Origin of the sequence: Micromonospora sp. DT62 (assembly GCF_049847285.1) — a bacterium.
GTDB classification, from domain to species: Bacteria; Actinomycetota; Actinomycetes; order Mycobacteriales; family Micromonosporaceae; genus Micromonospora; species Micromonospora reichwaldensis.
The window spans coordinates 1-26,845 of the sequence record NZ_JBNCOB010000005.1 but is presented as its reverse complement, the minus strand read 5'-3'; the positions used below and the strand labels follow the sequence as shown (position 1 = coordinate 26,845).

General features: G+C 73.9%; 25 protein-coding genes. 9 read left to right on the top strand and 16 right to left on the bottom strand.

Features of this window, described 5'->3' with window-relative positions; genetic code table 11:
• Positions 1 to 19 precede the first annotated feature (19 nt).
• Positions 20 to 1,582, bottom strand: a complete 1,563-nt coding sequence (guaB, locus tag ACPXCB_RS09380; protein WP_425874044.1) for an IMP dehydrogenase — start codon at positions 1,580 to 1,582, stop codon at positions 20 to 22.
• A 185-nt stretch (positions 1,583 to 1,767) separates the two neighbouring features.
• Here guaB and ACPXCB_RS09375 point away from each other — a divergent pair, with 185 nt between their 5' ends.
• Positions 1,768 to 2,178, top strand: coding sequence for a DUF5319 domain-containing protein (locus ACPXCB_RS09375; protein ID WP_089003204.1), 411 nt, complete (start codon positions 1,768 to 1,770; stop codon positions 2,176 to 2,178).
• A 122-nt stretch (positions 2,179 to 2,300) separates the two neighbouring features.
• Here ACPXCB_RS09375 and ACPXCB_RS09370 read toward each other — a convergent pair whose 3' ends face one another.
• Positions 2,301 to 3,125, bottom strand: a complete 825-nt coding sequence (locus ACPXCB_RS09370) for a LuxR C-terminal-related transcriptional regulator (RefSeq protein ID WP_425874042.1) — start codon at positions 3,123 to 3,125, stop codon at positions 2,301 to 2,303.
• Positions 3,126 to 3,377: 252 nt separating this feature from the next.
• Here ACPXCB_RS09370 and ACPXCB_RS09365 point away from each other — a divergent pair, with 252 nt between their 5' ends.
• Complete coding sequence (locus ACPXCB_RS09365; RefSeq protein ID WP_425874040.1) at positions 3,378 to 3,761, top strand: WhiB family transcriptional regulator; 384 nt, start codon at positions 3,378 to 3,380, stop codon at positions 3,759 to 3,761.
• A gap of 182 nt (positions 3,762 to 3,943) precedes the next feature.
• On the opposite strand, the gene groL is transcribed toward ACPXCB_RS09365, so the two are convergent.
• Together groL and groES are read right to left on the bottom strand one after the other, a co-directional pair.
• Positions 3,944 to 5,590, bottom strand: a complete 1,647-nt coding sequence (gene groL / locus ACPXCB_RS09360; RefSeq protein ID WP_425874038.1) for a chaperonin GroEL — start codon at positions 5,588 to 5,590, stop codon at positions 3,944 to 3,946.
• Between the two features lie 70 nt (positions 5,591 to 5,660).
• On the bottom strand, positions 5,661 to 5,975 hold the full coding sequence (gene groES / locus ACPXCB_RS09355; protein ID WP_018222648.1) for a co-chaperone GroES: 315 nt from the start codon (positions 5,973 to 5,975) through the stop codon (positions 5,661 to 5,663).
• Positions 5,976 to 6,224: 249 nt separating this feature from the next.
• Here groES and ACPXCB_RS09350 point away from each other — a divergent pair, with 249 nt between their 5' ends.
• The 7 genes from ACPXCB_RS09350 to ACPXCB_RS09320 all read left to right on the top strand — a co-directional run bounded on the left by ACPXCB_RS09350 (position 6,225) and on the right by ACPXCB_RS09320 (position 13,632).
• A complete protein-coding gene (locus ACPXCB_RS09350) occupies positions 6,225 to 7,448 on the top strand; it encodes a THUMP-like domain-containing protein (protein ID WP_425874036.1) in 1,224 nt (407 codons plus the stop codon).
• 62 nt (positions 7,449 to 7,510) lie between these two features.
• The gene (ybaK, locus tag ACPXCB_RS09345) at positions 7,511 to 7,990 is read left to right on the top strand and encodes a Cys-tRNA(Pro) deacylase (RefSeq protein WP_357580248.1); all 480 of its coding nucleotides are present in this window, start codon (positions 7,511 to 7,513) and stop codon (positions 7,988 to 7,990) included.
• Positions 7,991 to 8,183: 193 nt separating this feature from the next.
• The gene (locus ACPXCB_RS09340) at positions 8,184 to 9,281 is read left to right on the top strand and encodes a sugar ABC transporter substrate-binding protein (protein ID WP_425874033.1); all 1,098 of its coding nucleotides are present in this window, start codon (positions 8,184 to 8,186) and stop codon (positions 9,279 to 9,281) included.
• A gap of 105 nt (positions 9,282 to 9,386) precedes the next feature.
• A complete protein-coding gene (locus ACPXCB_RS09335) occupies positions 9,387 to 10,211 on the top strand; it encodes an ATP-binding cassette domain-containing protein (RefSeq protein WP_425874031.1) in 825 nt (274 codons plus the stop codon).
• Entirely contained in the window at positions 10,208 to 11,467 is a 1,260-nt protein-coding gene (locus tag ACPXCB_RS09330; RefSeq protein WP_425874029.1) for a sugar ABC transporter permease, read from the top strand. The genes ACPXCB_RS09335 and ACPXCB_RS09330 overlap by 4 nt, the downstream gene beginning before the upstream one ends.
• 28 nt (positions 11,468 to 11,495) lie before the next feature.
• Positions 11,496 to 12,677, top strand: coding sequence for an ROK family protein (locus ACPXCB_RS09325; RefSeq protein WP_425874027.1), 1,182 nt, complete (start codon positions 11,496 to 11,498; stop codon positions 12,675 to 12,677).
• Between the two features lie 217 nt (positions 12,678 to 12,894).
• Positions 12,895 to 13,632 carry a DUF4142 domain-containing protein gene (locus ACPXCB_RS09320; protein WP_425874025.1) on the top strand — a complete coding sequence of 246 codons (738 nt, stop codon included), beginning with the start codon at positions 12,895 to 12,897 and terminating at the stop codon, positions 13,630 to 13,632.
• A gap of 732 nt (positions 13,633 to 14,364) precedes the next feature.
• On the opposite strand, the gene ACPXCB_RS09315 is transcribed toward ACPXCB_RS09320, so the two are convergent.
• The 12 genes from ACPXCB_RS09315 to alr form a co-directional block, all read right to left on the bottom strand.
• On the bottom strand, positions 14,365 to 15,945 hold the full coding sequence (locus ACPXCB_RS09315; RefSeq protein WP_425874023.1) for a Na+/H+ antiporter: 1,581 nt from the start codon (positions 15,943 to 15,945) through the stop codon (positions 14,365 to 14,367).
• Positions 15,946 to 16,115: 170 nt separating this feature from the next.
• Positions 16,116 to 17,897 (bottom strand): ABC transporter ATP-binding protein, encoded by a 1,782-nt coding sequence (locus tag ACPXCB_RS09310; protein WP_425874021.1) that lies wholly within the window; start codon positions 17,895 to 17,897, stop codon positions 16,116 to 16,118.
• Positions 17,897 to 19,597, bottom strand: a complete 1,701-nt coding sequence (locus ACPXCB_RS09305; RefSeq protein ID WP_425874019.1) for an ABC transporter transmembrane domain-containing protein — start codon at positions 19,595 to 19,597, stop codon at positions 17,897 to 17,899. The genes ACPXCB_RS09310 and ACPXCB_RS09305 overlap by 1 nt, the downstream gene beginning before the upstream one ends.
• A gap of 103 nt (positions 19,598 to 19,700) precedes the next feature.
• Entirely contained in the window at positions 19,701 to 19,955 is a 255-nt protein-coding gene (locus ACPXCB_RS09300; RefSeq protein ID WP_091627865.1) for a hypothetical protein, read from the bottom strand.
• 18 nt (positions 19,956 to 19,973) lie between these two features.
• Positions 19,974 to 21,020, bottom strand: a complete 1,047-nt coding sequence (tsaD, locus tag ACPXCB_RS09295; protein ID WP_425874017.1) for a tRNA (adenosine(37)-N6)-threonylcarbamoyltransferase complex transferase subunit TsaD — start codon at positions 21,018 to 21,020, stop codon at positions 19,974 to 19,976.
• Entirely contained in the window at positions 21,017 to 21,475 is a 459-nt protein-coding gene (rimI, locus tag ACPXCB_RS09290; RefSeq protein WP_425874015.1) for a ribosomal protein S18-alanine N-acetyltransferase, read from the bottom strand. The genes tsaD and rimI overlap by 4 nt, the downstream gene beginning before the upstream one ends.
• Complete coding sequence (gene tsaB, locus ACPXCB_RS09285) at positions 21,472 to 22,149, bottom strand: tRNA (adenosine(37)-N6)-threonylcarbamoyltransferase complex dimerization subunit type 1 TsaB (protein ID WP_425874013.1); 678 nt, start codon at positions 22,147 to 22,149, stop codon at positions 21,472 to 21,474. The genes rimI and tsaB overlap by 4 nt, the downstream gene beginning before the upstream one ends.
• 132 nt (positions 22,150 to 22,281) lie before the next feature.
• Entirely contained in the window at positions 22,282 to 23,133 is an 852-nt protein-coding gene (locus tag ACPXCB_RS09280; RefSeq protein WP_425874011.1) for a maleylpyruvate isomerase family mycothiol-dependent enzyme, read from the bottom strand.
• A gap of 83 nt (positions 23,134 to 23,216) precedes the next feature.
• A complete protein-coding gene (gene ung / locus ACPXCB_RS09275; protein WP_132230946.1) occupies positions 23,217 to 23,918 on the bottom strand; it encodes a uracil-DNA glycosylase in 702 nt (233 codons plus the stop codon).
• A 60-nt stretch (positions 23,919 to 23,978) separates the two neighbouring features.
• A complete protein-coding gene (gene tsaE, locus ACPXCB_RS09270; protein WP_425874009.1) occupies positions 23,979 to 24,461 on the bottom strand; it encodes a tRNA (adenosine(37)-N6)-threonylcarbamoyltransferase complex ATPase subunit type 1 TsaE in 483 nt (160 codons plus the stop codon).
• Positions 24,458 to 25,549, bottom strand: coding sequence for an alpha/beta fold hydrolase (locus tag ACPXCB_RS09265; RefSeq protein WP_425874007.1), 1,092 nt, complete (start codon positions 25,547 to 25,549; stop codon positions 24,458 to 24,460). Before ACPXCB_RS09265 ends, tsaE begins: the two co-directional genes overlap by 4 nt.
• Complete coding sequence (alr, locus tag ACPXCB_RS09260) at positions 25,546 to 26,664, bottom strand: alanine racemase (RefSeq protein WP_425874005.1); 1,119 nt, start codon at positions 26,662 to 26,664, stop codon at positions 25,546 to 25,548. Before alr ends, ACPXCB_RS09265 begins: the two co-directional genes overlap by 4 nt.
• Positions 26,665 to 26,845: the final 181 nt, after the last annotated feature.

Sequence of the window (26,845 nt, the reverse complement as noted above, 5' to 3'; positions counted from 1 at the left end):
GTTGTCGCAGGGGGGATGGTCAGCGGGAGTGGTAGTTGGGCGCCTCGACCGTCATCTGGATGTCGTGCGGGTGGCTCTCCTTGAGCCCCGCCGCCGTGATCCGGATGAGCTGACCGCGGCGGTGCAGCTCGGGGATGCTCTCCGCGCCGACGTACCCCATCGCCGCGCGCAACCCACCGGTGAGCTGGTGGGCGACCGCGGACAGCGGGCCCCGGTAGGGCACCTGGCCCTCCACGCCCTCGGGGACCAGCTTGTCCTCGGCGAGCACGTCCTGCTGGAAGTAGCGGTCCTTGGAGTAGGACTTGCCCTGGCCCCGGGACTGCATCGCGCCGAGCGAGCCCATGCCCCGGTAGGCCTTGTACTGCTTGCCGTTGATGAAGATCAGCTCGCCGGGGCTCTCCTCGCAGCCGGCCAGCAGGCTGCCGAGCATCACCGTGTCGGCGCCCGCGACGAGCGCCTTGGCGATGTCGCCCGAGTACTGGATGCCGCCGTCGCCGATGACCGGGACGCCGGCCGGCCGCGCGGCCCGCGCGGCCTCCATGATCGCGGTGATCTGCGGTACGCCCACCCCGGCGACGATCCGGGTGGTGCAGATCGCGCCCGGCCCGACGCCGACCTTCACGCCGTCGGCGCCCGCCTCGACCAGCGCCCGGGCGCCGGCGTAGGTGGCGATGTTGCCGCCGACGATGTCGATGGTGACGTCCTTCTTGAGCTGGGCGACCATCTCCAGCACCGCCCGCTGGTGGCCGTGCGCGGTGTCCACGATCAGCACGTCGACGCCCGCGTCCACCAGCGCCCGCGCCCGCTTGTAGGCGTCGTCGCCCACCCCGATGGCGGCGGCGACCCGCAGCCGGCCGGCGTCGTCCTTGGTGGCGTCCGGGTACTGCTCGCTCTTGGTGAAGTCCTTGACCGTGATCAGGCCGCGCAACCGGCCCGAGTCGTCGACGATCGGCAGCTTCTCGACCTTGTGCCGGCGCAGCAGGTCGAGGGCGTCCTCCTTGCGCACCCCGACCGGGGCGGTGACCAGCGGGGTGCGGGTCATGATCTGGTGGACCGGGGTGGCCGGGTCGGAGACGAACCGCATGTCGCGGTTGGTGACGATGCCGACGAGCTGGCCCTCGCCGTCCACGACGGGCACCCCGGAGATGCGGTAGCGCCCGCAGAGGGCGTCGACGTCGCGCAGGGTGTCGTCGGGGCTGGCCGTCACCGGGTTGGTGATCATGCCGGACTCGGAGCGCTTCACCAGGTCGACCTGGAGCGCCTGGTCCTCCAGGGAGAGGTTGCGGTGCAGCACGCCGATGCCGCCCTGGCGGGCCATGGCGATCGCCATCCGCGCCTCGGTCACCGTGTCCATCGCGCTGGAGAGCAGCGGGATGCTCAGGCTGATGTTGCGGGTCAGCTTCGTCACCGTGTTGACCCGGCTGGGCACCACGTCCGACTCGCCCGGCTGGAGCAGCACGTCGTCGAAGGTCAACCCGAGCGGAACCACCCGGGCGGAGCCGGCGGGCAACTCCGGCAGGTGGCCGCCCAGCTCGCCGCTGTCGGCGCCGGCCGGTAGATCGGTGCTGGGCGAAAATTCCACGATTGCTCCCCTGAGCTGCTCGGACGGGCTTCGGCGAGGTGGCGCGGGCGGGCACCGGCACACGCCGGGTGACGGGCGCGTCGTCCCATCGTACCCACCGGCACGGGCCGTTCCCGGGCGGTGGCAGCCCAGGTCACCGGTGGCGGGGGCGGACGCGGCCCTGGCGTTGGGTCTACGGTGAGGGGGTGCACGACGAGCCCATCGACCCCTTCAACGGCGACCCGGCAGATCCGGCCGCCGGCCTGCACGATCCGGGCGACGACGCCCCGCTCGACCCGCTGACCGACGTCGAGCGACAGGACGTGCTGGAGGATCTCGCCGACCTGGAGATCTACCAGGCGCTGCTGGCGCCGATCGGGGTGCGCGGGCTGGTCATCGAGTGCGAGGACTGCCGGGAGCCGCACTACTTCGACTGGGACCTGTTGCGGGGCAACCTGCGCCACCTGCTCAGCTCGGGGCGTCCCCGGGTGCACGAGCCGGCCTACGACCCCGACCCGGACCACTACGTCACCTGGGACTACGCCCGCGGCTACGCCGACGGGGTGCACGACACCCTGACCGAGGGCACCGACGAGGAACCCGACGCCGAACGCTGAGGCGGGCCGGGGCCGCACCGCCGGGGCTCGGGCCACCCGCCCGGCTCCGCGTCCCCGAGGCCTTCCGGCCCCCGCTCCGCGCCCCTGAGGCCTTCCGGGCGGCCGTACGGCCGGGGTGCGACTCAGGCCACCAGGCCGGCGCGGAAGCCGGCCGCCACCGCGTGCGCGCGGTCCCGCGCGCCGAGCTTGCGGAACAGCCGCCGGGCGTGGGTCTTCACGGTGTCCTCCGAGACGAACAGCTCCCGGCCGATCTCGGCGTTGCTCTTGCCCTCCGCCATGCCCAGCAGCACCTGGAGTTCGCGTTCGGTGAGCCCGACCTGGGACCGGCCGCCGCGCGGACCGGGCCCGGACCGCCGCCCGGGTGGCGTGGCCTCGGCCGGCTCGTCGGCGGGCTCGGCCGGGTCGTCCCCGCGCTGCGCCGGCACCACCGTCGGGGTGCCGCCCGGGCCTTCGGAGGCCGTCGCCTGCCAGCTGGGTCCCGATTCGGCCGGCGGCCGGCCGGCCGGGCTGGTCCGGGCGGGACCGCCGACCGCCGCGGTGTCCCGGGCCGGGTCGGTGGCCGGGCGTCGGGCTGCCCGGCCGGGTGAGGAGAGCAGCAGCAGGGCCTTGGCCACCGCGCTGGTCAGGTCCTGGTCGACGCCCTGGATGAGGCCCCGGGCACCCGCGCTGATGGTGGCCGCGGCGGCCTCCGACTCCTCCGTGCCGAGCAGCAGCACGGAGGCCTGCGGCGCGCGGGCGAGCACCCGCCGGACGAAGCCCGCGCTGTCCGGCCGGGTGAGGGCCGTGTCCGCGAGCACCACGTCGGCCGGACGCTCGGCCAGCCGCAGCATCACCTCGGGATCGGAGACGGCCGTCCGCACCACGGCGGACAGCCCGAGCCGTGCCGCCGCGGACGCCAGATGCTGCGCCGCGAGCGGTGTCCGAACGCACACGAGAACCGTACGCACAGTGGTCTCCTCTCCGTCCAGAAGCAGACCATGACCGGGTCGGGTCGCGAGGGGGTTCGGGTAATCCTCCGAACTTTTCCGACAAGTGGGGCATATGCCGCCAGTTGCCGGAAGTTTTCGATCACAGGCGTGTGAGCTGGCGACGGCCCGGGTACGGAGGTCCCAGGCCGGAAACGGCGCGCCTGCGCGGACCGTCGCCCGGACGCCGATTCACCAGGATCTGCGCGGTGCCGCGCGGGAGGAGGGGTGCTGATGTCGAACGTACGCAGACTGCCCGGACCCATCGTCGACCTCTGGGACTGGCAGCGGCTCGGTGCCTGCCGGGGCCGGGACAGCGCGCAGTTCTTCCACCCGGACGGCGAGCGTGGCTCGTCCCGCCTGCGCCGGGAGTCCGGCGCGAAGGCCGTCTGCCGCGCCTGCCCGGTCCGGGCCGAGTGCGCCGCCCACGCCCTCGCCGTACGCGAGCCGTACGGCGTCTGGGGCGGCTTCAGCGAGTCGGAGCGGCTGCGGCTGCTCGCCGTCGGCTGGGAGGACCTGGCCGACCGCCGCCACAGCCGGGTCGACGTGGCCCGGCTGGAGGCCCGCCTGGGCCAGCCGCACCGGTCGACCGTCCCCGCCCAGCGCAAGATCGCCTGAGCCGGCGACCTCCTCGAGACCACACCGACGCCGCGTCCCCGCCCGGGGACGCGGCGTCGCGGCGTTCCCACCCGTGGTTGGCGACGCACCGGCGGGCCGACGGTCACGCCCCCGGCCCGCCGAAAGGCGTCGGGGCGCACCGTCACACGGACGGTGCGCCCCGACTGGGCGTACGGCGAGGGTCAGAAGCCCGGGCCGTGCTGGTGGCCGTGGCCGTGGCTGTGGCCGTGCCCACCGGCAGCGGCCGGCTCGGCCTTCTCCGGCTTCTCCACCACGAGGCTCTCCGTGGTGAGCAGCAGGCCGGCGATCGACGCCGCGTTGGTGACCGCGTTGCGGGTCACCTTCACCGGGTCGAGGATGCCGGCCTTCGCCAGGTCGACGTACTCGCCGGTGGCGGCGTCGAGGCCGTGGCCCCACTCCTTGCCGGCGACCTTGTTCACCACGACGTAGCCGTCGTGGCCGGCGTTCTGCGCGATCCAGCGCAGCGGCTCGACCAGCGCCTTGCGCACGATCGAGACGCCGACCTTCTCGTCACCGGTGAAGCCGAGGTCGTCGTCGAGCGCCGGCAGGATCTGCACCAGGGCGGCGCCACCGCCGGGGACGGTGCCCTCCTCGACCGCGGCCTTGGTGGCGGCGATCGCGTCCTCGATGCGGTGCTTGCGCTCCTTCATCTCGACCTCGGTCGCGGCACCGACCTTGATGACCGCGATGCCGCCGGAGAGCTTGGCCAGCCGCTCGGCCAGCTTCTCCCGGTCCCAGTCGGAGTCCGAGGCCTCGATCTCCTTGCGGATCTGCGCGACCCGGTCGGCGACCTCGCTGGACTTGCCGCCGCCGTCGACGACCGTGGTGTTCTCCTTGTCGACCACCACGCGCCGGGCGGTGCCGAGCACCTCCAGGCCCACCTGGTCGAGCTTGTAGCCCAGCTCGGGCGCGACCAGCTCGGCGCCGGTGAGGATCGCCATGTCCTGGAGCATCGCCTTGCGCCGGTCGCCGAAGCCGGGGGCCTTGACCGCGCAGACCTTGAGGGTCTTGCGGATCGAGTTGACCACCAGCGTCGACAGCGCCTGGCCGTCGACGTCCTCGGCGATGATCAGCAGCGGCTTGCTGTTCTGGAGGACCTTCTCCAGCAGCGGCAGCAGCTCCTCGATCGCCGAGATCTTCTGGGTCGTGATCAGGATGTACGGGTCCTCCAGGACCGACTCCTGCGACTCCATGTCGGTGACGAAGTTCGGCGAGATGAAGCCCTTGTCGAACTGGAGACCCTCGGTCACGTCCAGCTCGGTGTGCAGGGCGGAGCCCTCCTCGACGGTGATGACACCGTCGCGGCCGACCCTCTCCATCGCCTCGGCGATCAGCTCGCCGATGGTGGCGTCCTGCGCGGAGATCGTCGCGACGTGCGCGATCGACTTCTTGTCGGCGACGTCGACCGCGCGGCCGAGCAGCGCCTCGGAGACCTTGGCGGCCGCCGCGTCGATGCCCCGCTTGAGGCCGGCCGGGTTGGCGCCGGCCGTGACGTTGCGCAGGCCCGCGCGGACCATCGCCTGGGCCAGCACGGTGGCGGTGGTGGTCCCGTCGCCGGCGACGTCGTTGGTCTTGGTCGCCACCTCCTTGACCAGCTGCGCACCGAGGTTCTCGTAGGGGTTGGTGAGCTCGATCTCCTTGGCGATGGTGACGCCGTCGTTGGTGATCGTGGGCACACCGAACTTCTTGTCCAGGACGACGTTGCGCCCGCGCGGGCCGAGGGTGACCTTGACCGCGTCCGCGAGGGCGTTGACACCGTGCTCGAGCAGGTGCCGGGCGTCGTCCGAGAAGCTCAGGATCTTCGCCATGAATGTCCCTTCGAAGCGTCGTCGCCCCGGCCCGGCGAGCCGGACCGGGGCGACGACACTGATCGGTTGCTTACTTCTCGATGACCGCGAGGACGTCGCGGGCGGAGAGCACCAGGTACTCCTCGCCGGCGTACTTGACCTCGGTGCCGCCGTACTTCGAGTAGAGGACGGTGTCGCCGACCTTGACGTCGATCGGCACGCGGTTGCCCTTGTCGTCGATCCGGCCCGGGCCGACAGCGAGGACAGTGCCCTCCTGCGGCTTCTCCTTGGCGGTGTCGGGAATCACGATGCCCGACGCCGTGGTGGTCTCAGCCTCGTTCGCCTGGACCACGATCCGGTCCTCGAGCGGCTTGATCGCAACCTTGGTCGCGGTAGTCACGGGCATACCCTCCTGGGGTACTGGTTTCGTTACCGACCGGCAAGCCGGCCAGCGTCAATCTGCCACATGCCACCGGGCGGGGCCGTCGTCGCGGGTGCCGGTCCGCCTGGCGTTCAGCGCCCGGGCCACGGGGCCCGGAAGCTGGCACCCTCAGGGTGAGAGTGCTAATCGCAGGTTATTCCTCGGCTAGCACTCCGTCAAGGAGAGTGCCAACCCGCCGGCCGGCGCGTCGGGCCCGCCGACCACAATGACCGGGTGGATCTCGACCAGTTCGCCGCCCTGCGTACGCCCGAGGGGTCGGCCGCGCTCGCCGCCGCCGCGCGGGTGGCCGGCGGCGATCCGCTGACCGCGGCGGCCGCGCTCCGCTCGACGGGGCTGCCGGCCGGGCTGGCGTCGGCCGCCCTCACCCAGGCCGAGCTGCGCCGCCGGGCGGTCGGCAAGTTCGGGCCGGCGGCGGCGGGGATGTTCCTCACCCGCGCCGGGCTGGAGCAGGCCACGCGGGGTGTCGTCGCGGCCCGGCGGGCCGAGCGGCTGCGGGCCGCCGGGGTGCGCGTCCTCGCCGACCTCGGCTGCGGCCTCGGCGCGGACGCGCTCGCCGCCGCCCGCGCCGGCATCCGGGTGTACGGCGTGGAGGCCGACCCGCTGACCGCCGCGATGGCCGCCGCGAACGCCGAGGCGGCCGGGCTGGCCGAGCTGTTCACGGTGGAGTGCGGCGACGCCACGGCGTTCGACGTGGACCGGGTCGACGGGGTGTTCTGCGACCCGGCCCGGCGCAGGGCGGGCACCGGGCGGCGGATCTTCGACCCGAACGCCTACTCGCCGCCCTGGGACTTCGTGGTCGGGCTGGCCGAGCGGGTGCCGCACACCGTCGTGAAGGTGGCGCCCGGCATCGACCACGCGCTGGTCCCGGCGGGCGCCGAGGCGGAGTGGGTGAGCGTCGACGGCGACCTGGTCGAGGCGGCCCTGTGGTGCGGCGAGCTGGCGCAGGTCCCCCGCCGCGCCACCCTGCTGCGCGTCAGGGAAGGGTCCCCCGTCGACGCTTCCGGTAGCGGAAGGGTCCCCTGCTGTCAGTTGACGGGCTCCGGGGACGCCGAAGCACCGGTCGGCCCGGCGCGCCGCTTCCTGTACGACCCCGACCCGGCGGTGGTCCGCGCACACCTGGTCGCGGAGCTGGCCGAGACGCTGGGCGCGACGCTGGCCGACCCGAGCATCGCCTACCTCTACGCGGACGCGCCGACGCCGACGCCGTTCGCCCGCTGCCTGGAGGTCACCGACGTGCTGCCGTTCTCGCTCAAGCGGCTGCGGGCGCTGCTGCGGGAGCGCCGGGTCGGCCGGGTGGAGATCCTCAAGCGCGGGTCCGCCCTGGAGCCGGAGAAGCTCCGCCGGGACCTGCGGCTGGCCGGGGACGAGGCGGCCAGCCTGGTACTGACCCGGGTCGCCGGGGCGCCGACGGTGCTGGTCTGCCAGCCGGTCGGGTAGCGCGCGGGGCGCCCGGCCTTTTCGGCTCGCGGGTCGCGCGGGGTCGGGTTAGCTTGACCGTCATGGCGGGACAGGGCACTCCGGCGACCGCGCTGCTGACGAAGCGGAAGATCGCCCACAGCACCCATCCGTACGACGTCTCCCCGGACGCGCCCCACTACGGCGCGCTGGTCGCGGCGGCCCTGGGGGTGCCGCCGGAGCGGGTCTTCAAGTCGCTGGTCGCCGAGGTCGACGGCGCGTTGACGGTGGCGGTCGTGCCGGTCACCGGCGAGCTGGACCTCAAGGCGCTCGCCGCGGCGGTCGGCGGCAAGCGGGCCGCCATGGCCGACCGGGCGGTCGCCGAGCGGGCGACCGGCTACGTGCGCGGCGGGATCAGCCCGCTCGGTCAGCGCCGCCGGCTGCCCACGGTGCTCGACTCGTCGGCGCTCGACCATCCCACCGTCTACGTCTCGGCGGGCCGGCGCGGGCTCCAGCTCCAGCTCGCCCCGCAGGACCTCGTCGCCCTCACCGGGGCGGTCACGGCCCCGCTGTCGGCCCGCTGAGCTGCGCCGCTCCCGTCGACCACGAGAGAGCGCTCCCCGGTGGACGACGGCCGGGTGTCAGGGACGTTGCTGAATTGTTACTGCCGACAACAAACTCGCCACCTCGGCGCTCTTGTGCCGACGGCGCGAAGCGGAATACGTTGCCGGACACAACAAACCAACATCATCCCCCACCCCCGAAAGGACCCTGCTGATGCGCAAGGGCTTCCTCACCTTCGCCGCCGTGGGCCTGCTGGCCGCCGGCAGCCTGACCGCCTGCGGCGACGACTCCGGTTCCGATGCCGGCGGCTCCACCGAGAAGAAGCCGAAGATCGGCGTGATCCTGCCGGACAGCAAGTCCTCCGCCCGCTGGGAGGGCGCGGACCGCAAGTTCCTGGAGGAGGCGTTCAAGGCCGCTGGCGTCGACTACACCATCCAGAACGCCGAGGGCGACAAGAGCGCGTTCCAGACCATCGCCGACCAGATGATCACCAGCGGGGTCACCGCGCTGATGATCGTCAACCTGGACTCCGGCACCGGCAAGGCCGTGCTCGACAAGGCCAAGTCCCAGGGCGTGGCGACCATCGACTACGACCGCCTCACCCTGGGCGGCTCGGCGACCTACTACGTCAGCTTCGACAACGAGGTCGTCGGCAAGCTCCAGGGCGAGGGCCTGAGCAAGTGCCTGACCGACAAGGGCGCCAAGAACCCGGTCGTGGCCTACTTGAACGGCGCCCCGACCGACAACAACGCCACCCTGTTCAAGAACGGGTACGACTCGGTGCTCAAGCCGAAGTTCGACTCGAAGGAGTACACCAAGGGCCCGGACCAGAACGTTCCGGAGTGGGACAACGCCCGGGCGGCCACCATCTTCGAGCAGATGCTGACCCAGACCGGCGGCAAGATCGACGGCGTGCTCGCCGCCAACGACGGCCTCGGCAACGCGGCCATCTCGGTGCTGAAGAAGAACAAGCTCAACGGCAGGGTCCCGGTGACCGGCCAGGACGCCACCCCGCAGGGCCTGCAGAACATCCTCTCCGGCGACCAGTGCATGACCGTCTACAAGGCGATCAAGGAGGAGGCGAAGGCCGCCTCGGACCTGGCCATCGCGGTCGCCAAGGGTGAGAAGAAGGAGACCGGCCAGACGGTCAAGGACCCGGAGGGCGGCCGGGACGTCCCGTCGGTCCTGCTGACCCCGAAGCTGATCTTCAAGGAGAACGTCAAGGACGTCATCGCCGACGGCTTCGTCACCAAGGACGAGGTCTGCGCCGGGGCGTACGCCAAGCTCTGCGCCGACGCCGGCATCAGCTGACCCGTACCCGATTCCACGCGCACGCCGCCCGGCACGGACCTGTGCCGGGCGGCGGTTCGCGCCGGACGGGATCCGAGACCTCCCCTCCACCTGAAGGAGACCCCCGTGTCCGCAACCCCCCTGCTGGAGCTACGCGGGATCGACAAGAGCTTCGGTCCCGTCCAGGTCCTGCGCGACGTCGCCTTCACCGCCCACCCGGGCGAGGTGACCGCGCTGGTCGGCGACAACGGCGCCGGCAAGTCGACCCTCGTCAAGTGCATCAGCGGCATCTACCCCACCGACGCCGGCGAGTTCCGCTTCGACGGCCGGCCGGTGACCATCAACAGCCCCCGCGACGCCGCCGAGCTCGGCATCGAGGTCGTCTACCAGGACCTCGCGCTCTGCGACAACCTCGACATCGTGCAGAACATGTTCCTCGGCCGGGAGAAGCGCAGCGGCATCGTGCTCGACGAGCCGACCATGGAGCAGATGGCCGCCGACACCCTCGCCGGGTTGAGCGTGCGGACCGTGAAGTCGCTGCGCCAGCACGTCTCCAGCCTCTCCGGCGGCCAGCGCCAGACCGTCGCGATCGCCAAGGCCGTGCTCTGGAACAGCAGGCTCGTCATCCTCGACGAGCCGACCGCCGCGCTCGGCGTCGCGCAGACCGCCCAGGTGCTCGAACTCGTCCGCCGGCTCGCCGACAACGGCCTCGCCGTGGTGCTCATCTCGCACAACATGAACGACGTCTTCGCCGTCTCCGACCGGATCGCCGCGCTCTACCTCGGCCAGATGGTCGCCCAGGTGAAGACCACCGACATCACCCACTCACAGGTGGTCGAGCTGATCACCGCCGGCCGCTCCGGCGGGCTCGGGCTCGCCGCCGAGCCGGCCAACGGCGGCAACGGGCACGGCGCCGAGTCGGCCGAGAGCAACGCAGGAGGCGTCCGATGACCACCACCGTCGTGCGGAAGGACGGCCCGGGGGCCGTCACACCGCCGTCCACCCTCGGCGGCCACGTCCGCAACTACGTCAGCCGGGTCCGCGGCGGCGACATCGGTGCGCTGCCCGCCGTACTCGGACTGGTCGTGCTCTGCACGGTCTTCTCGATCATGCGGCCGTCGTTCCTCACCGCCGGCAACTTCGCCAACCTGTTCACCCAGGGTGCCGCGGTCACACTGATCGCGATGGGGCTCGTCTTCGTCCTGCTGCTCGGCGAGATCGACCTCTCCGCCGGCTTCGCCAGCGGGGTCTGCGCCGCCATCCTCGCCAACGTCGTCACCGTGCTCGGCTACCCGTGGTACGTGGCCGTGCTCGCCGCCATCGTCACCGGCGTGGCGATCGGCACCACCCTCGGCTTCCTGGTGGCGAAGATCGGCATCCCGTCGTTCGTGGTGACCCTCGCCGGGTTCCTCGCCTTCCAGGGCATCGTGCTGATGCTCATGGAGGAGGGCACCAACATCTCGGTCCGCGACGACGTGCTGGTCGCCATCGCCAACCGCAACCTCTCCCCCGTCCTCGGCTGGCTGCTGGCCGCCGTGGCGGTCGCCGGTTACGCGGCCGTGCAACTGCTCCGGCACCGTACGCGGGCCGCCCGGGGCCTGGTGACCGACCCGATCGCGGTGGTATTCGCCCGGATCGGCGGGTTGGCGCTCATCCTCGGCGCGGCGGTCTTCATCCTCAACCTGGAGCGCAGCCGCAACATCGTGATCAGCTCCCTCAAGGGCGTGCCGATCGTGGTGCCGATCATCGCGGTGCTGCTGGTCTTCTGGACCTTCGTGCTCCAGCGCACCAGCTACGGCCGGCACGTCTACGCGGTGGGCGGCAACAAGGAGGCGGCACGCCGGGCGGGCATCAACGTGGACCGCATCCGTATCTCGGTCTTCGTGATCTGCTCCTCGATGGCCGCCGTCGGTGGCATCGTCGCCGCCAGCCGGGCCAACTCGGTGGACCCCAACACGGGTGGCAGTAACGTACTGCTCTACGCGGTCGGCGCGGCCGTCATCGGAGGCACCAGCCTCTTCGGCGGCAAGGGCCGGGTGCTCGACGCCGTCCTCGGTGGCGCCGTCGTCGCGGTCATCGACAACGGGATGGGCCTGATGGGATACAGCTCGGGGGTGAAGTACGTGGTCACCGGCGTGGTGCTGCTGCTCGCCGCGAGCGTGGACGCGTTCTCCCGCCGGCGTTCCACCGCCACCGGCAACCGCTGACCGCGCGGCACCGGAAGTGACGACGGCGATGCGCGCAGGACCGAGCCAGGACGAGATCCGCCGGCAGAACCTGGGCGCGTTGCTGCGGTACGTGCACGTGCACGGGGCCACCACCCGTGCCGAGCTCACCACCACGCTGGGGCTCAACCGCAGCACCATCGGCGCGCTGACCGCCGACCTGGCCGGCGCCGGGCTGGTCAGCGAGGGGACGCCGAAGGAGACCGGTCGGGCCGGGCGACCGTCGCTGGTCGTCCGGCCCGAGTCGGACCGGGTGCACGCGTACGCGTACAGCATCGAGGTGGACCGGCTGCGCGCCGCGCGGATCGGTCTCGGCGGCGCGGTGCTCGACCGCCGGGAGCTGGACCGCCCCCGGGGTCTCACCGCCGCGGAGGCCGCCCCGCTGCTGGCCGGGGCGGTCAAGGAGATGCAGCAGAGCGCGCCGGCGGACGCCGTCTGCGTCGGCGCGGGCGTCGCGGTCTGCGGCATGGTTCGCCGCGACGACGGGCTGGTCCGGCTGGGCCCGACCACCGGATGGGTGGACGAGCCGATCGGCGCGGCGCTCGGCGCCGAGCTGGGCTGCGACGTGCCGGTCACGGTCGGCAACGTGGCCGACGTGGCGGCCTTCGCCGAGCACGCCCGGGGCGCGGCGGCCGGCTGCGACAACGTCATCTACCTGTACGGGGACGTGGGCGTCGGCGCCGGCATCATCGCCGGTGGGCGCCGGCTGACCGGGCACGGCGGCTACGGCGGCGAGGTCGGCCACATGGTGGTCGTCCGGGACGGCGCGCCCTGCGAGTGCGGCTCCCGGGGCTGCTGGGAGACCGAGATCGGCGAGCACGCGCTGCTGCGCGCGGCCGGTCACTCCGACGCGCGGGGCCGCGACGCGCTGCTGGCCGTCTTCGACGCCGCCGACCGGGGCGACCTACGGGCGCAGACGGCGGTACGCCAGGCCGGCGACTGGCTCGGCTTCGGGGTGGCCAACCTGGTGAACATCTTCAACCCGGAGATGGTCATCTTCGGCGGCGGCATGCGGGACCTCTACCTCGCGGCGGCGGCCCAGGTGCGCAGCCGGCTCAACTCGATGGCCCTGCCGGCCTGCCTGGAGCACGTCCGGCTGCGCACCCCGAAGCTCGGGGAGGACGCGGCGCTGATCGGCGCCGCCGAACTGGCCTTCGAGCGCCTGCTCGCCGACCCCCTCGACGTCGGCTGACCGGTCCCGCCCCACCCACCCCGTCCGCCCGTGCCGTGCCGCCCCGCCCCGCCCCGTGCCGTGCCGTGCCGACGAATGGTGGGCAGGTGCCGGAGCCGGCGGGCCGGCCCGGTGAACCGATCGGTCGGTCCGTCCGTACCAGTGCGCGGACGGGCGAAGGCGGAGGCGTCGCCCGGCCCGGACTCGTTTCGGACCGGACCGAGGAGACAGCACGGACATGGCACCGCTCAGATCCGCCCGTCGCCGACAGGGACACCGCAGCAGTCGCCTGGCGGCGCTGCTCGTCACGATCGCCGCCGGACTCGGGGTGCTGCCCGGCGTGGCCGTCGCCGCGCCGGGCGGGCAACAGCTCAACGCGGCCGACGCCGCCCTGCTCAACGGGGTACGCCTGGCCGGGCTCTGGGAGATGCCGGCCGGGCAGCTGGCCGCCGACAAGGGGCAGAGCGCGAAGGTGCGCGAGATCGGCGCCGGCATCGCCACCGAGCACGAGGAACTGGACCGGCTCACGGTCGAGGCGGCCAACAAGCTCGGGGCGAGCATCCCGAGCGACCCGACGGCCGAGCAGAAGGGCTGGCTGACGGAGATGCAGAACGCCTCCGGCGCCCGCTTCGACCAGATCTTCGTCACCCGGCTCCGGGTCGCCCACGGCAAGATCTTCCCGGTCATCGGGGCGGTCCGCGCCAGTACCCGCGACCCGGTGATCCGCAAGCTCGCCGACGACGCCAACCGGTTCGTCCTGCACCACATGCAGATGCTGGAGAGCACCGGGCTGGTGCGCTGGCCGGAACTGCCGCCGGCCGCCCTGCCCGCCCCCGGCGACGACGGCCTGCTCGCCGCCGCCTCCGCCAACTCCGGCCCGCCGATCGGGGTCAGCAGCACGGTCGTCTGGCTGGTCTTCCTCGCCGCGCTCGGCACGGGAGGCGTCGCCACGTACCGCATCCTGCGCCGCACCTGACCACGGCGTCCTCCGGCGGCCACGGGCCGGAAGGCCGGCGATCCTGCGGCTGGTGCCCTGGCGCCTTGGCGCCTTGGCGGTGTGGCGGCGTGGCGGCGTGGCGGCGTGGCGGCGTGGCGGCGTGGCGGCGTGGCTCTTCACGGCCCTGCTATTCGCGACCCGGCCGCCGACGTTACCTTGAGTGATCGCCAGAGGTGTCACACCGTCGCCACCGAGCACTCGCCTCGCCCCCTTTGCTCTGCAGCCATCCACGCACCAGCTACGGACGGTGGCTGGTGCGTCTGCGGCTGCAGAGCAAAGGGAGCGTGAGGGCAATCAGCCGGCTCGGTGACCGCGAGAAGAAACCGCTGGTCAGCAGGCTCAGTGCCGAAAACGAGTCCCCTCGCGCTCGGAAGCCAGGCAAATTCGACTACCGTGCGTGACATTAGCGGCCTCTCGCGCGCGTCGTCACGATGAGTTACCGGCGACAGGGTCCGCTCAGCGGTCGGCCGCGTGGCGGCACATCGGTGCGGCCCGCACGCCCAACACGCCCGCGCGGCCAGCACGTCCGGCACGCCCGCGCGGCCAGCACGCCCGCGCGGCCAGCACGCCCGCGCGGCCAGCACGCCCGCGCGGCCAGCACGTCCGGCACGTCCGGCACGCCCGCGCGGCCAGCACGCCCGCGCGGCCAGCACGCCCGCACGCCCGGCACGTCCACGCGGCGCGCGCGGCCGGTGCGGCGGCCGGCCACTGCTACTCGTTGACCTCCGGGCCCAGCAAGCGGATCTCCTCGATGTCGAGGACGGCCTGCAATTCCCGCAGGACGATGTCGTCGATCTCGTTCGTGTCCCGCAGCCTGGTCATCTCGCGCCGCTTGTGTTCGAGCACCGCCAGCCGCAGCCGCCGGTCGAGGTCCCGGGCCTGCTCCGCCGACCGGCTCTCGTCGTCGGTGGAGCGGACGTCGTCGAGGTGCTGCTCGTAGTCCGCCCGGATCCGGTCGACCGCGTCCGGCGCCGCGCCGAGCCGGTCCGCGACCTCGGGCAGCACCGCCAGCGCGGCCTCGGTGGCCCGCATCCGGGCCAGCCGCAGCTCGCCGACCCGCCGGGTGTCGCCGACCAGGCCCGCCCACCCGACGACGGCGGGCAGCGTGGTGCCCTGGATCAGCATCGTCAGCAGGATGACCACGGCGGTGGCGAAGATGATCAGATCACGCTCGTGCACGCGTGTGCCGGTGGGCGTGGTCACCGGCACCGCGAGGGCGGCCGCGAGGGAGACCGCACCCCGGAACCCCGCCCACCCGGCCGCCGTCCGCACCCGCCAGTCGACCCGCTCGTCCTGCTGCGCCGCCCGGCGGTCGACGACCAGGAAGGCGAACGCCGCCAGGTGGACCCACGCCATCCGGGTCGCCACGACCACGACGGTCACCACCACCGCGATGACCAGCGCCCGCATCACCGACAGGCTGGTCACGTCGCGCAGGGCGCGCGGGATCTGCATCCCCAGGAGCACGAAGAGCCCGCCGTTGATCAGGAACGTGGCGAGGTCCCAGAAGCCGTACGCCAGCACCCGGGAGCGGGCCCGGATGACCCGGGGGGCGGCGTACGCCAGCACGAGGCCCGCGACCACCACCGCCAGGACGCCACTGGCGTGCACGAGCTCGGCGAGGAGGAACGCGACGAACGGCGTGAGGACGCTCAGCGCGCCCTCGCGCAGTGGGTCGTCGAGCCGACGCCGGAGCAGGATCACCGCCCAGCCGACCAGCAGGCCGGCGGCGACGCCACCGGTCGACGCGAGGACGAACCGCTCGGTCAGCCCGAGTAGCCCCGGCTTGGTGCCGCCCACGATCAGGCCCAACCCGACGGAGAAGAGCACCAGCGCGGTGCCGTCGTTGATCAGGCTCTCCGCGTGCAGAGTGGTCAGGATCCGGCGCGGCATCCGCTTGGCCAGGCCCGCGACCGCCGCCGCGTCGGTCGGCGCGAGCACCGCGCCGAGCACCCAGGCGGCGGCCGGGTCCACGCCGAACCGCTGCACGACGAGCGACACCGCGACCATCGTCGCCACCACCAGCCCCACCGCGAGCAACGCGATCGCGAGCAGGTTCGTGCGGATCTCGCGCAGGCTGGTGGTGATGCTCTCCTTGTAGAGGATCGCCGGCAGGAACAGCAGCAGCACCACGTCGGGCTCCAGCACCACGTGGGACAGCGGCGGCAGGAGCGCGAGCAGCGCGCCCATCGTGATGAGCAGGACCGGGGGCGCCACGCTGTACCGTCCGCCGAGGGTCGTGCCGACCAGCACCGTGACGCCCAGCACCACGATCAGTTCGAGACCGCCCACGTCGCACCCCCGTCACCGGCCCACGGCACGGTGACGGGTACGCGCCGGTCGCCTGCCGCTCCACCATCGTGGTACGGCGGTCCGGCACGGCACCCTCGAACCCGGAAACGGGCACCCCGCCCGCCGGCATCGACCGCGACGGCCGCAGACCCGGCACGTCACGCGGCGTATCAGGAGCCGGTGCCGTGCCAGGAGCGCCAGAGGGCCGCGTAGGAGCCGTCGGCTGCGACCAGTTCGTCGTGCGAGCCGATCTCGGCGATCCGGCCGTCCTCCACCACCGCCACCCGGTCGGCGTCGTGCGCCGAGAAGAGGCGGTGCGCGATGGCCACGACCGTACGGCCCTGGAGGACGGCCGCGAGGGACCGCTCCAGGTGCCGGGCGGCGCGGGGATCGATCAACGAGGTGGCCTCGTCCAGCACCAGGGTGTGCGGGTCGGCCAGCACCAGCCTCGCCAGCGCCAGCTGCTGCGCCTGCGCGGGCGACAGTGGATGCCCGCCGGCGCCGACCACGGTGTCCAGCCCGTCCGGCAGCCCGTCGGCCCACTCCAACGCGTCGACGGCGGCCAGCGCCGACCTCACGGCCGCCTCGTCGGCGCCCGGTCGCACCATCGCCACGTTCTCCCGCAGCGTGCCGATGAAGACGTGGTGCTCCTGGGTGACCAGGGCGACGTGCGTACGCAACTCGGACAGGGGCAGCTCGTCGAGTCGCCGACCGGCCACCGTGACCGAGCCGGTACGGGGCGCGTGCACCCCGGCGAGCAGCCGGCCGAGCGTGGACTTGCCGGCGCCCGAGGGCCCCACCATGGCCAGCTTCTCCCCCGGCTCCGGCAGCAGGGTCACCCCGTGCAGCACGTCCCGGCCCTCCCGGTACGCGTACCGGACGTCCCGGGCGGCGAGCCGCCGGTCCCCCGGTGGCGAAGGATCGGGCGGGCCCGCAGAGCCCACGGCGGGCCGGGTCGGGGAGCCGGCCGGCGGGTCGGCGTCGGCCACCCCGAGCAGGCGCGCCATGGAGGCGCCGCCGACCTGCAACTCGTCCAGCCAGGAGAGCAGCCGGTCGACAGGGTCGATCAACGCCTGCACGTAGAGCGTGGCGGCGGTGACCTCGCCGAGGCTCACCCAGCCCTTCAGGTGGAACCAGCCGCCGATGATCAGCGTGGCCACCACTGGCAGCACGTAGCCGATCTCGGCGATCGGGAAGAACACCGTACGCAGCCGCAGGGTGTAGCGCTCGGCCGCGTACGACCGGCGGATGTCGGCGTCGGTGCGGGCCCGGCGGCGCGCCTGCTGCCGCAGCGCCTCCGTGGTCCGCGAACCCTCGACGGTCTCGCTGATGCCGTCGGTGATGTCGGAGTAGGCGGCGTTCTCCCGCAGGTAGCCGGCAGGCGCGCGGCGCAGGTACCAGCGGGTGCCGGCCCACAGCAGCGGCACCGCGAGCAGGCAGGGCAGCGCGAAGAGCGGGTCGACGAGGAGCAGCGCGCCGACGATGAAGCAGCCGGTGACGACCGCGATCAGTGTCTCCGGCACCGCGAACCGGACCGTCCGCGACAGCGCCGAGACGTCCCGGGACGTCCGGGTGAGCAGGTCGCCCGTGCCGGCCCGCTCCACGGTGGCCAGCGGCAGCGCCATGATCCGGTCGACGAACTCCTCGCGCAGCTCGGCCAGCACCCGCTCGCCGAGCCGGGCCGACGCCAGGTGGGCGAAGCGGACCAGCACCGACTGCACCAGCACGAACCCGGCGATCAGCACGGCGATCCGGTCCACGGTGACGCCGGACGTGCCCCGGGAGATCCCCTCGACCAGGTCGCCGAGCAGCCACGGCGCGACCAGGCCGGCCGCGGCGGCCAACGCGTGCAGGCCGAGCGCGGCCCCGAGCGCCCTCGGATGCCGGCGGGCCAGCGTGCGGGCGTAGCGGCGCACCTGGCGCCCGTCGGCGACCGGCAGTGCGGTGGCCATCAGTCCTCCCCCCGGCTGACCGTCGCCCGGTAGCGCGGCTCGCCGTCGAGCAGTGCGCTGTGCGACCCCTCGGCCACCACCTTGCCGTCCTCCACGAAGATCACGTGGTCGGCGCGGTGCAGCACGAGCGGGCTGGTGGTGCAGACCAGGGTGGTCCGGCCCGCCCGGGCGGCGCCGAGCCGGTCCGCGATGCGGGCCTCGGTGTGCGCGTCCACTGCGCTGGTCGGCTCCACCAGCAGCAGGGTCTCCGGGTCGGCGACCAGCGCCCGGGCCAGCCGCAGCCGCTGCTGCTGGCCGCCGGAGAACTCCCGGCCGCGCTCGGCGACCGCGCTGTCCAGCCCCGCCGGCAGGGCCTCGACGACGTCGGTCGCGCTCGCCGCCGCCAGCGCCGCCGCGACCGTCGCGTCGTCGGCCCGGTCGCGCGGGTCCAGCTCCGCGCGGAGCGGGCCGGTGAACAGGTGCGCGTCGTTGTCGGCCACCAGGATCCGCTCCCGCACCGTCGCCAGCGCCACCTCCCGCAGCGGTACGCCGTGCAGCATCGCGTCCGAGTCGACGTACCGGCCGAGGCGGTCCACGACCGCCGCCGCGTCCTCGGGGGCGGTGGCGGCGAGCGCGGTGAACCGGCCCGGCCGTACCGTCACGCCGGAGGCCACGTCGACCAGCTCGCCGGGGCCGTCCGGCAGGGCGGTCGGGCGGGCCGGGTCGAGCAGTTCCGGGGTGAGGCGCAGCAGCCGCACCACCCGCCGGGCGGCGACGTGCCCCCGGGTCAGCTTGTCCACCGCCTCGGTGAGCTGCCGCAGCGGGCTGACCAGGAACGCCGTGTAGCCGTAGAACGCCACCAGCTCACCGGCGCTGATCTCGCCACGCAGCGCGAACCGGGCGCCCAGCCAGGTGACCAACACCAGGAACGCCCCCGGGAGCAGCACCTGGGCCGCCTCCAGCAGCGACTCGATGCGGGCCACCCGCAGGCCGTCGGCGCGCAGCGCCTGCGAGCGCGACCGGTAGCGGGCGGAGAGCACCGGCTCGCCGCCGACGCCGCGCAGCACCCGCAGCCCGGAGACGATGTCGCCGGCCCGGGCGGTCAGCGCCCCCTCCGAGTCCCGGTACGCCTGCTGCTGCCGGTGCAGCGGCCGGATGAGCAGCCCGACGACCGCCATCAGCAGCGGCACGCCGAGCACCACGACCAGCCCGAGCGGCACGGAGGCGCCGAGCAGGAGCACCCCGACGGTCACGATCGCCACGATCGCGCCGGCGCCCCGGGCGGTGATGTCGATGGCCGCACCGATCTGGCTGATGTCGGCCGTACCGATGCTCACCACCTCGCCGGCGGAGACCCGGCGGGGCAGCGCGGCGCCGAGCCGGTTCGCCGCGCCCACGGTCAACTGCACCGTCCGGTACGCCCCGGCGAGGAAGTTGTGCACCGCGCAGTAGTGCCGCAGGATCCCCGCGACGGCCTGGAGCACGCCCAGCCCGAGCAGCACCAGTCCCCAGGTGAGCAGCGCGTCCTCGTCCCGGCGGGTGAGCCCGTCTACGGCCCGGCCGACGGCCGCCGGCACCAGCGCCTGGGCGACCATCCAGACGACGCCCAGCAGGATGCCGACGGTGAGCAGCGCCTTGTGCCGCCCGGCCAGCCACACGAGGTAGCGGGTCGCCGAGCGGATGTCGGGTACGCCGGGGTCACCGGCCGGTGAGAAGCGCATGGCCCACCGACGCTAGGTGGCGGACCGGTCACCCCGCCAACCAATTACCGCCTCGGCGTGCTGCGGCTCACGTGTCTTCCGCCGTCGCCCGGCCGGCCCGGCCTCAGCGGTCGACCTGCGTGAAGTCCCAGGAGTGCGGCGGGCGGGCCAGCAGCGTCGCCGGGGGCTCCGGCAGCGGACGCGGGTTGCTGCGCCACTTGGAGATGACCACCACCCGGTGGTCGGTGGAGGAGAACACCTCGCTGGACAGGTGCATCGGGTCGTGCTCGAACTCGGGCAGCGCGGTGTCGCACACCCAGGTGATCAGGTCCGCGGCGCCGTACGGCTCCGCCCGCGCCTCCCACATCCGCACGATCACGTCAGCCATCCTCGGGATTCAGACGCTGACTGTCGTCAGCGGCATGGCGGAGTCGGCGGGCAGGTCCAGCCGGCTCGGCGCGACACCCGAGGCGACCAGGTGCGAGCCGAGGGCGGCGACCATCGCGCCGTTGTCCGTGCAGAGCCCGGGTCGGGGCACCCGGACCCGGATGCCGTACGCGGCGGCACGGTCCTCGGCCATCGCCCGCAGCCGGGAGTTGGCCGCCACGCCCCCGCCGATCACCAGCGTCTCGACGCCGGTGGAGCGGCAGGCGTCCAGCGCCTTGCGTACCAGCACGTCGCAGACCGCCTCCTGGAAGGACGCGGCCACGTCGGCGACGGGCACCGGCTCGCCGGCGCGCTGCCGCGCCTCGACCCACCGGGCCACCGCCGTCTTCAGTCCGGAGAAGGAGAAGTCGTAGCGGTGGGCGGCGAGGTCCTTGGGGGCGGTCAGGCCGCGTGGGAAGCCGATGGCCGCCGGGTCGCCGGCCCGGGCCTCCCGGTCGATGTACGGGCCGCCGGGGAACGGCAGCCCGAGCAGCCGGGCCACCTTGTCGAACGCCTCGCCGGCCGCGTCGTCGATGGTGGCGCCGAGCGGGGTGACGCCCCGGGCCAGGTCGTCGACGAGCAGCAGCGAGGAGTGCCCGCCGGAGACCAGCAGGGCGATCGCCGGCTCGGGCAGCGGGCCGTGTTCCAGGGTGTCCACGGCGACGTGCGCGGCCAGGTGGTTGACGCCGTAGACCGGCTTCTCGGCGGCGAGCGCGTAGCCCTTCGCGGCGGCCACCCCCACCAGCAGCGCGCCGGCCAGCCCCGGCCCGCAGGTGACCGCGATCGCGTCGATGTCGGCGAGGGTCACCCCCGCCTCCTTCAACGCCCGGTCCATGGTCGGCACGATGGCCTCCAGGTGGGCCCGGCTGGCCACCTCGGGCACCACGCCGCCGAAGCGGGCGTGCTGCTCGACGCTGGAGGCGAGCGCGTCGGCCAGCAGGGTGTGCCCGCGTACGATGCCGACCCCGGTCTCGTCGCAGGAGGTCTCGATGCCGAGGATCAGGGGCTCGTCGCTCATCGCTCACGTCCAGCCTCGCGCTGCATGACAAGCGCGTCGGTGTTGCTCGGTTGGTAGTAGCCGCGCCGCACGCCGATCGGCTCGAAGCCGTACGTCGCGTAGAGCTTCTGGGCGGGGGCGTTGTCCGCCGCGACCTCCAGCAGGACGCTGCGGACGCCGAGCCGGGCGGCCTCGGCGAGCAGCGCCTCCAGCAGGAGCCGGCCGACGCCGCGCCGCTGGGCGTCCCGGCGCACCGCGACGTTCTGCACCCACGCCTCGTCGGGCGGGGCCACGGCGAGCCCGGCGTAGCCGAGCAGGTCGCCGTCGTCGCCGGTGGCGACCAGGTAGAAGTGCCCGTTGGCCAGCTCGTTCCAGAACATCGCCGCCGACCACTGCTCGGCGCCGAACAGGTCCGCCTCGATCGGCAGCACCTCGTCGACGTGCCACCACCGCAACCGCTCCAGGCGAACCGTCACGGCAGCACCGGCTTGCGGGCGGTCGCCGCCACGGCGTCCGGGCGGCGCAGGTAGAGCGGGGTGAGCGCCTCCGAGGGGGCGCCGGCCCGGATGCGCTCGGCGGCCAGGGTCGCCAGCACGCCCGCGTCCGGGTAGCGGGGCTCGTCCCGCACGGGCAGGCCCAGCACGTCCGCGTACCGGTGCGCGCCGTCGCCGACCGCGGCCGTGACGGCCAGGCCGCGGGCGCGCTCGGCGGCGACCGCCGGCGCGGACACCTCCGGGCCGACGATCCGCTGGCCCGCGCCGTCGTAGACCGCCCAGTAGATCTCCCGGCGACGCGCGTCGCTCGCCGCCAGCACCGGCTCGCCGGCGGCCGCCGGGTGACCGATGGCGTCCAGCGAGCAGACACCGTACGTCGGGACGCCCAGCACCTGGCCGATGGTGGCGGCGGTGACCAGCCCCACCCGCAGCCCGGTGAACGGGCCGGGGCCGAGCCCGGCGACGATCGCGCCCAGGTCGGCCGGGCGGGCGCCCGCCTCGGTGAGCACGGCGTCGACCTGCGGCGCGAGCAGTTCACCGTGGGCGCGGGCGTCGACCGTGCAGCGGTGCGCGCGGGTCGCGACACCCTCCGCCGCGACCTCCACCAGCGCCGCGGTCACCGCGGGGGTCGAGCTGTCCACCACCAGTACGAGCACGGTGAGCCAGCCTAGTCGCCCCCGTGGTCACCCCGGTCACGCCCCAGCCAGGTGGGACGGACGGCGAGCGGCTGACGGTGGCGGCGGGGGCGGGTGGCGAAACGGGCCGGCGGGCGGGACGGGCGGCCGGGGTCAACTCGGGGTGCGGAACTTGCGCAGGAAGGCCGGCAGCAGCCAGGGGCGCCGCCCGCTGACGCGCACCTTGCCGGTGAGCACCGCCCGGGCGCGGCTGACCCGGCCGAACATCATCAGGTTGAGCGTGCCGGGGTCGTGGTCGATCCGGGCGTCGGCCCGGGCTGCGGGGTCGGCGAACGTCATCCGGCCCCGGTGCAGCAGGAGCCGGACCGGGGCCGCGTACGCCGAGCGGAACTCGACCACGACGGGGCGTTCGCTCGGCGGCGCGCCGCCGTCGATGAGCCGCCCGTAGCCGTGCCGGACCACCCCGGCCACGAACAGCTCCATGAACAGCGCGGCGTCCCGGCCGGGGAGCGACCACGGCCGTCCGGCGACGCGGGCGACGTCGTGACCGTGGATGAGCAGCTCGTTGACCAGGTGCGCGCAGAGGCCGGCGAGGGGCACCCGGGCCCCGCCGAGCCAGGGCACCGTCTCGTCGGGGCGCTGCCCCTCGCAGACCGCCAGGAGCCGCCCGACGTCGGCCCGCAACCGGTCGGCCAGGGCCTGCGGCTCGCGCTCGGTGAGGTGCCGCAGCAGCACGTCGTTGAAGTCCGCCACCGTGTCGACGGTGACGTCCGGGAGCTGCCGGTGCAGACCCGGCACCGGCAGGGGCGGATGGTCCGGGTCCACGAGGCACGCGTAGTACCACGCCAGGGAGCCCACGTGGGCCAGCGTGTCGGCCACCGACCAGTGGGCGGTGGCCATGGCCTCGGGTGGGGTGGCGCGGACCAGGTCGAGGAAGCGGTCGGTCTGCTCCGCCAGTGCCGTCCGCGCCACCCGCCACCGCTGTTCGCTGATCGTCGCCGCCATCGCCGCCTCCCGGCTCGCCGACCGCTCGAGGCACAGGCTACAACGGACGGTGACCGCGCGGTGACCGCGAAAGTGCGCAGCTGTCAGCCGGCGGAGCGCTCCCAGTCGACCGTGGGCAGGCCGGCGTCGGCGAGCGCCTTGTTGGCCGCGCTGAACGGGCGGCTGCCCAGGAAGCCGCGCGGGTTCATCGGGCTGGGGTGCCCGGCCTCCAGCACCACGTGCCGCGGGTTGGTCACCAGGGCCGCCTTCTTGCGCGCGTAGCCGCCCCAGAGCAGGAAGACCACCCGCGAGTCCATCGCGTCGAGCGCCCGGATGGTGGCGTCGGTGAACTCCTCCCAGCCGCGGTTGGCGTGCGAGCCGGGCGTCGCCTCGCGGACCGTGAGCACGGCGTTGAGCAGCAGCACGCCCTGCGCCGCCCAGCCGCTCAGGTTGCCGCCGCGCGGCTTCGGCACGCCGAGGTCCTCGCCCAGCTCCTTGAAGACGTTGCGCAGCGACGGCGGCACGCTCACGCCCTCCCGCACGCTGAAGCTGAGCCCGTGGGCCTGCCCCGCCTTGTGGTAGGGATCCTGCCCGAGGATCAGCACCCGGCAGTCGGCCGGCGCGCAGAGCCGGTAGGCCGAGAAGAGGTCCTCGACCGGCGGGAAGACGGTGCGGGTCGCGTACTCGCCCGCGACGAACTCGGCCAGCGCGGCGGTGCGGGCCGGGTCGAGGTGCGGGGTGAGCACGGCACGCCAGTCCTCCGGCAGCAGCGCCAGCAGGTCCAGGGTGGGGGCGTCGTCGGGCATCGGCAACCTTTCGCCTGTCGGGTCCGTCCCGCGCACTCTAGGCAGCCGGTACGACAGCGCTCACCCGAGGGCGGTCAGGCGCTGTGCCCAGTCGCCGCCGACCGGCTCCAGCTCGACCACCCGGGTGTCGTCGTCGCGCCGGTCGAGGCGTACCCGCAGGTGGGCGTCGACGAGCTGCTCGACCAGGCCCTCGCCCCACTCCACCACGGTCACCGACTCGTCCACCGAGGCGTCCAGGTCGAGGTCGTCGATCTCGGCGCGCGGGTCGGCGGCGTCCCCCAGCCGGTACGCGTCGGCGTGCACCAGCGCCACCGTGCCGCCCCGGGCCGGGTCGGGCCGGTGCACCCGGGCGATCACGAAGGTGGGCGAGGTGACGTCCCCGAGCACCCCGAGCCCGGCCCCGACGCCCCGGGTCAGCGCGGTCTTGCCGGCGCCGAGCGGCCCGGTCAGCAGCAGCAGGTCGCCGGCACGCAGCAGCCCGGCCAGCCGCCGCCCGAACTCGTGGGTGTCGTCGACGGTCGGCAGCTTCACGACGTGGCTCACAACGCCTCCAGGAACCGCAGCAGCGCCGCGTTGACCTCGGCGGCGTGCTCCAGCATCACCACGTGCCCGCTGTCCGAGATCTTGACGAACTCGGCGTGCGGCAGTCGCCGGACGATCTCCTCGGAGTGCGTCACGGGGGTGATCATGTCCTTGTCGCCGACGACCACCAGCACGGGGGTGTCCGCCAGCGCGGCGAGCGCCGGGAACCGGGAGTGCGTGGCCAGCGTCCGCAGGTAGCGCGTCACCGTGTCGGCGGAGGTGCGGGAGTTCATCGTCTCGACGTACGACACCAGGGCCGGGCTGGGCTGGCGGGTGCCGAAGCCGTACTTGCGGGTGAGCAGCCAGGCCACGTTGGTGGTGGACCTGCGCGCCCGGTCGATCACCGGGCCGCCGTAGCGGGTGACGTTGCCGACCATGTGCAGCACCGGCGCGCCGACCCGGCCGAGCAGGGCGGGCGCGACCAGCTTGGTCTCGGCGATCAGGCCGCCCGAGGTGGCCATCAGCACGGTGCCCACGACCCGGTCGCCGAACAGCTCCGGAAACAGCTCGGCGAAGGCCATGATGGTCATTCCGCCCATCGAGTGGCCGACCAGCACCAGCGGCCCCTCCGGGGCGGTCCGGTCGATCACCTCGCGCAGCGTCCGGCCGAGCGCGGTGAGGTCGTACTCGCCGGTCTCCAGCCGCCCCGACCGGCCGTGCCCGGGCTGGTCGTAGGCGACGATCCGGTGCTCGCCCCGCTCGGCGAGCAGCTTGCGCTGGAAGTGGAAGGTGCCCATGTCGAGGCAGAAGCCGTGCACCAGCACCACGGTCGGGTTGCCGGGCACGGGCCGGGTCGGCTCCACCACCTCGACGTGGATGTCGGTGCCGTCGGGCATCTCCAGCCGGAAGGAATCGTCGTACCGCTGCTCGCCGAAGACCTCCCCGGCGTACCGGTCGGTGGGGTCGGCCTTGAGCTTGCGGACCAGGGCGCGTTCGGTGGCGACGCCGGCCGCGAGCCCGGCGGCGGCGACCCCGACGGCGGCCAGCGCGCCGATGGCCGCCCTGGCGTGTCCGGTACGCGGCAGCGGGATGCGGGAACGGGTCGTCACGGGCGTTCGCCGTCGTAGACGCGCGGCACCCGGGTGCTGCCGAACCGCGTGACGATCTCGTAGTTGATGGTGCCGGCCGCCTCGGCCCAGTCGTCGGCGGTGGGCCCCCCGTCGGCGCCGCTGCCGAAGAGGGTGACCTCGTCGCCGGCGGCCACCGGGTCGTCGCCGCAGTCGAGCACGAACTGGTCCATGCAGACCCGGCCCGAGATCGTCCGGCGCTTGCCGCCGAGCTGCACCGGGCCGCTGTTCGAGGCGTGCCGGGGCACCCCGTCGGCGTAGCCGAGCGGCACCACCGCGAGGTTCGCCGCCCGCTCGGTGGTGTAGGTGTGCCCGTACGAGACGCCGGAGCCGGCGGGGACGCGCTTGGCGAGCATCACCCGGGCCCGGGCGGTCATCGCCGGGCGCAGCCTGTAGCGCTCGCCGACCACCGGGGAGAGGCCGTAGACGGCGAGCCCGGGGCGGACCAGGTCGAAGTGGGTGTCGGGCCGGGTCAGGGTTGCCGCCGAGTTGGCCAGGTGCCGGTAGCGCGGCCGCAGGCCGGCCTGCTCGGCCATGCCCAGACCCTCGTGGAAGGCGGCGAGCTGGCGGTCGATGGTCGGGTGGCCGGGCGAGTCCGCGTACACGAAGTGGCTCCACACCCCGACGACCTCGACCAGGCCGTCGGCCTGCGCCTTGGCGGCGGCGTCGAGCAGGGCCGGCCAGTCGGCGACGGTCGCGCCTCCCCGGGCCAGCCCGGTGTCGATCTTGAGGTGCAGCCGGGCCGGCCGACCGGCGGCGCGGCCCGCCGCGACCATCTCGTCGAGCTGGGGCAGGCTGGCGACGCCGAGGTCGACCCCGGCGGCGACGCCCTCGTGCAGCGGCAGCCCGGGCGCGAGGAGCCAGGCCAGCACCGGCACGGTGATCCCGGCCCGGCGCAGCGTGAGCGCCTCGTCGAGCGTGCAGACCCCCAGCCAGTCGGCGCCGGCGTCGAGGGCGGCGCGGGCGGCCGGGAGCATGCCGTGGCCGTAGCCGTCGCCCTTCACCACCGCCATCAGCTCGGCGGCGGTGCCGGACCTCAGCCGGCTCACGTTCTCGCGGATCGCGTCCAGGTCCACGCGCACCTCGGCCTGCCACATGCCCCCAGCCTACTTTCCACGCCGATCCCCCCGGCCGAGGGCGGCGCAGCCGGTGCCGCCGACAGGAGCCACCGCCGGCGCAGCCGGTGCCGCCGGTACGGCCGGGACGCTCCTATGCCGCGTCAAGTGGTTGGGGTGGGGTTTCGAGGCGTCGGTAGAGCTCGCGGGCGACGTAGCGTTT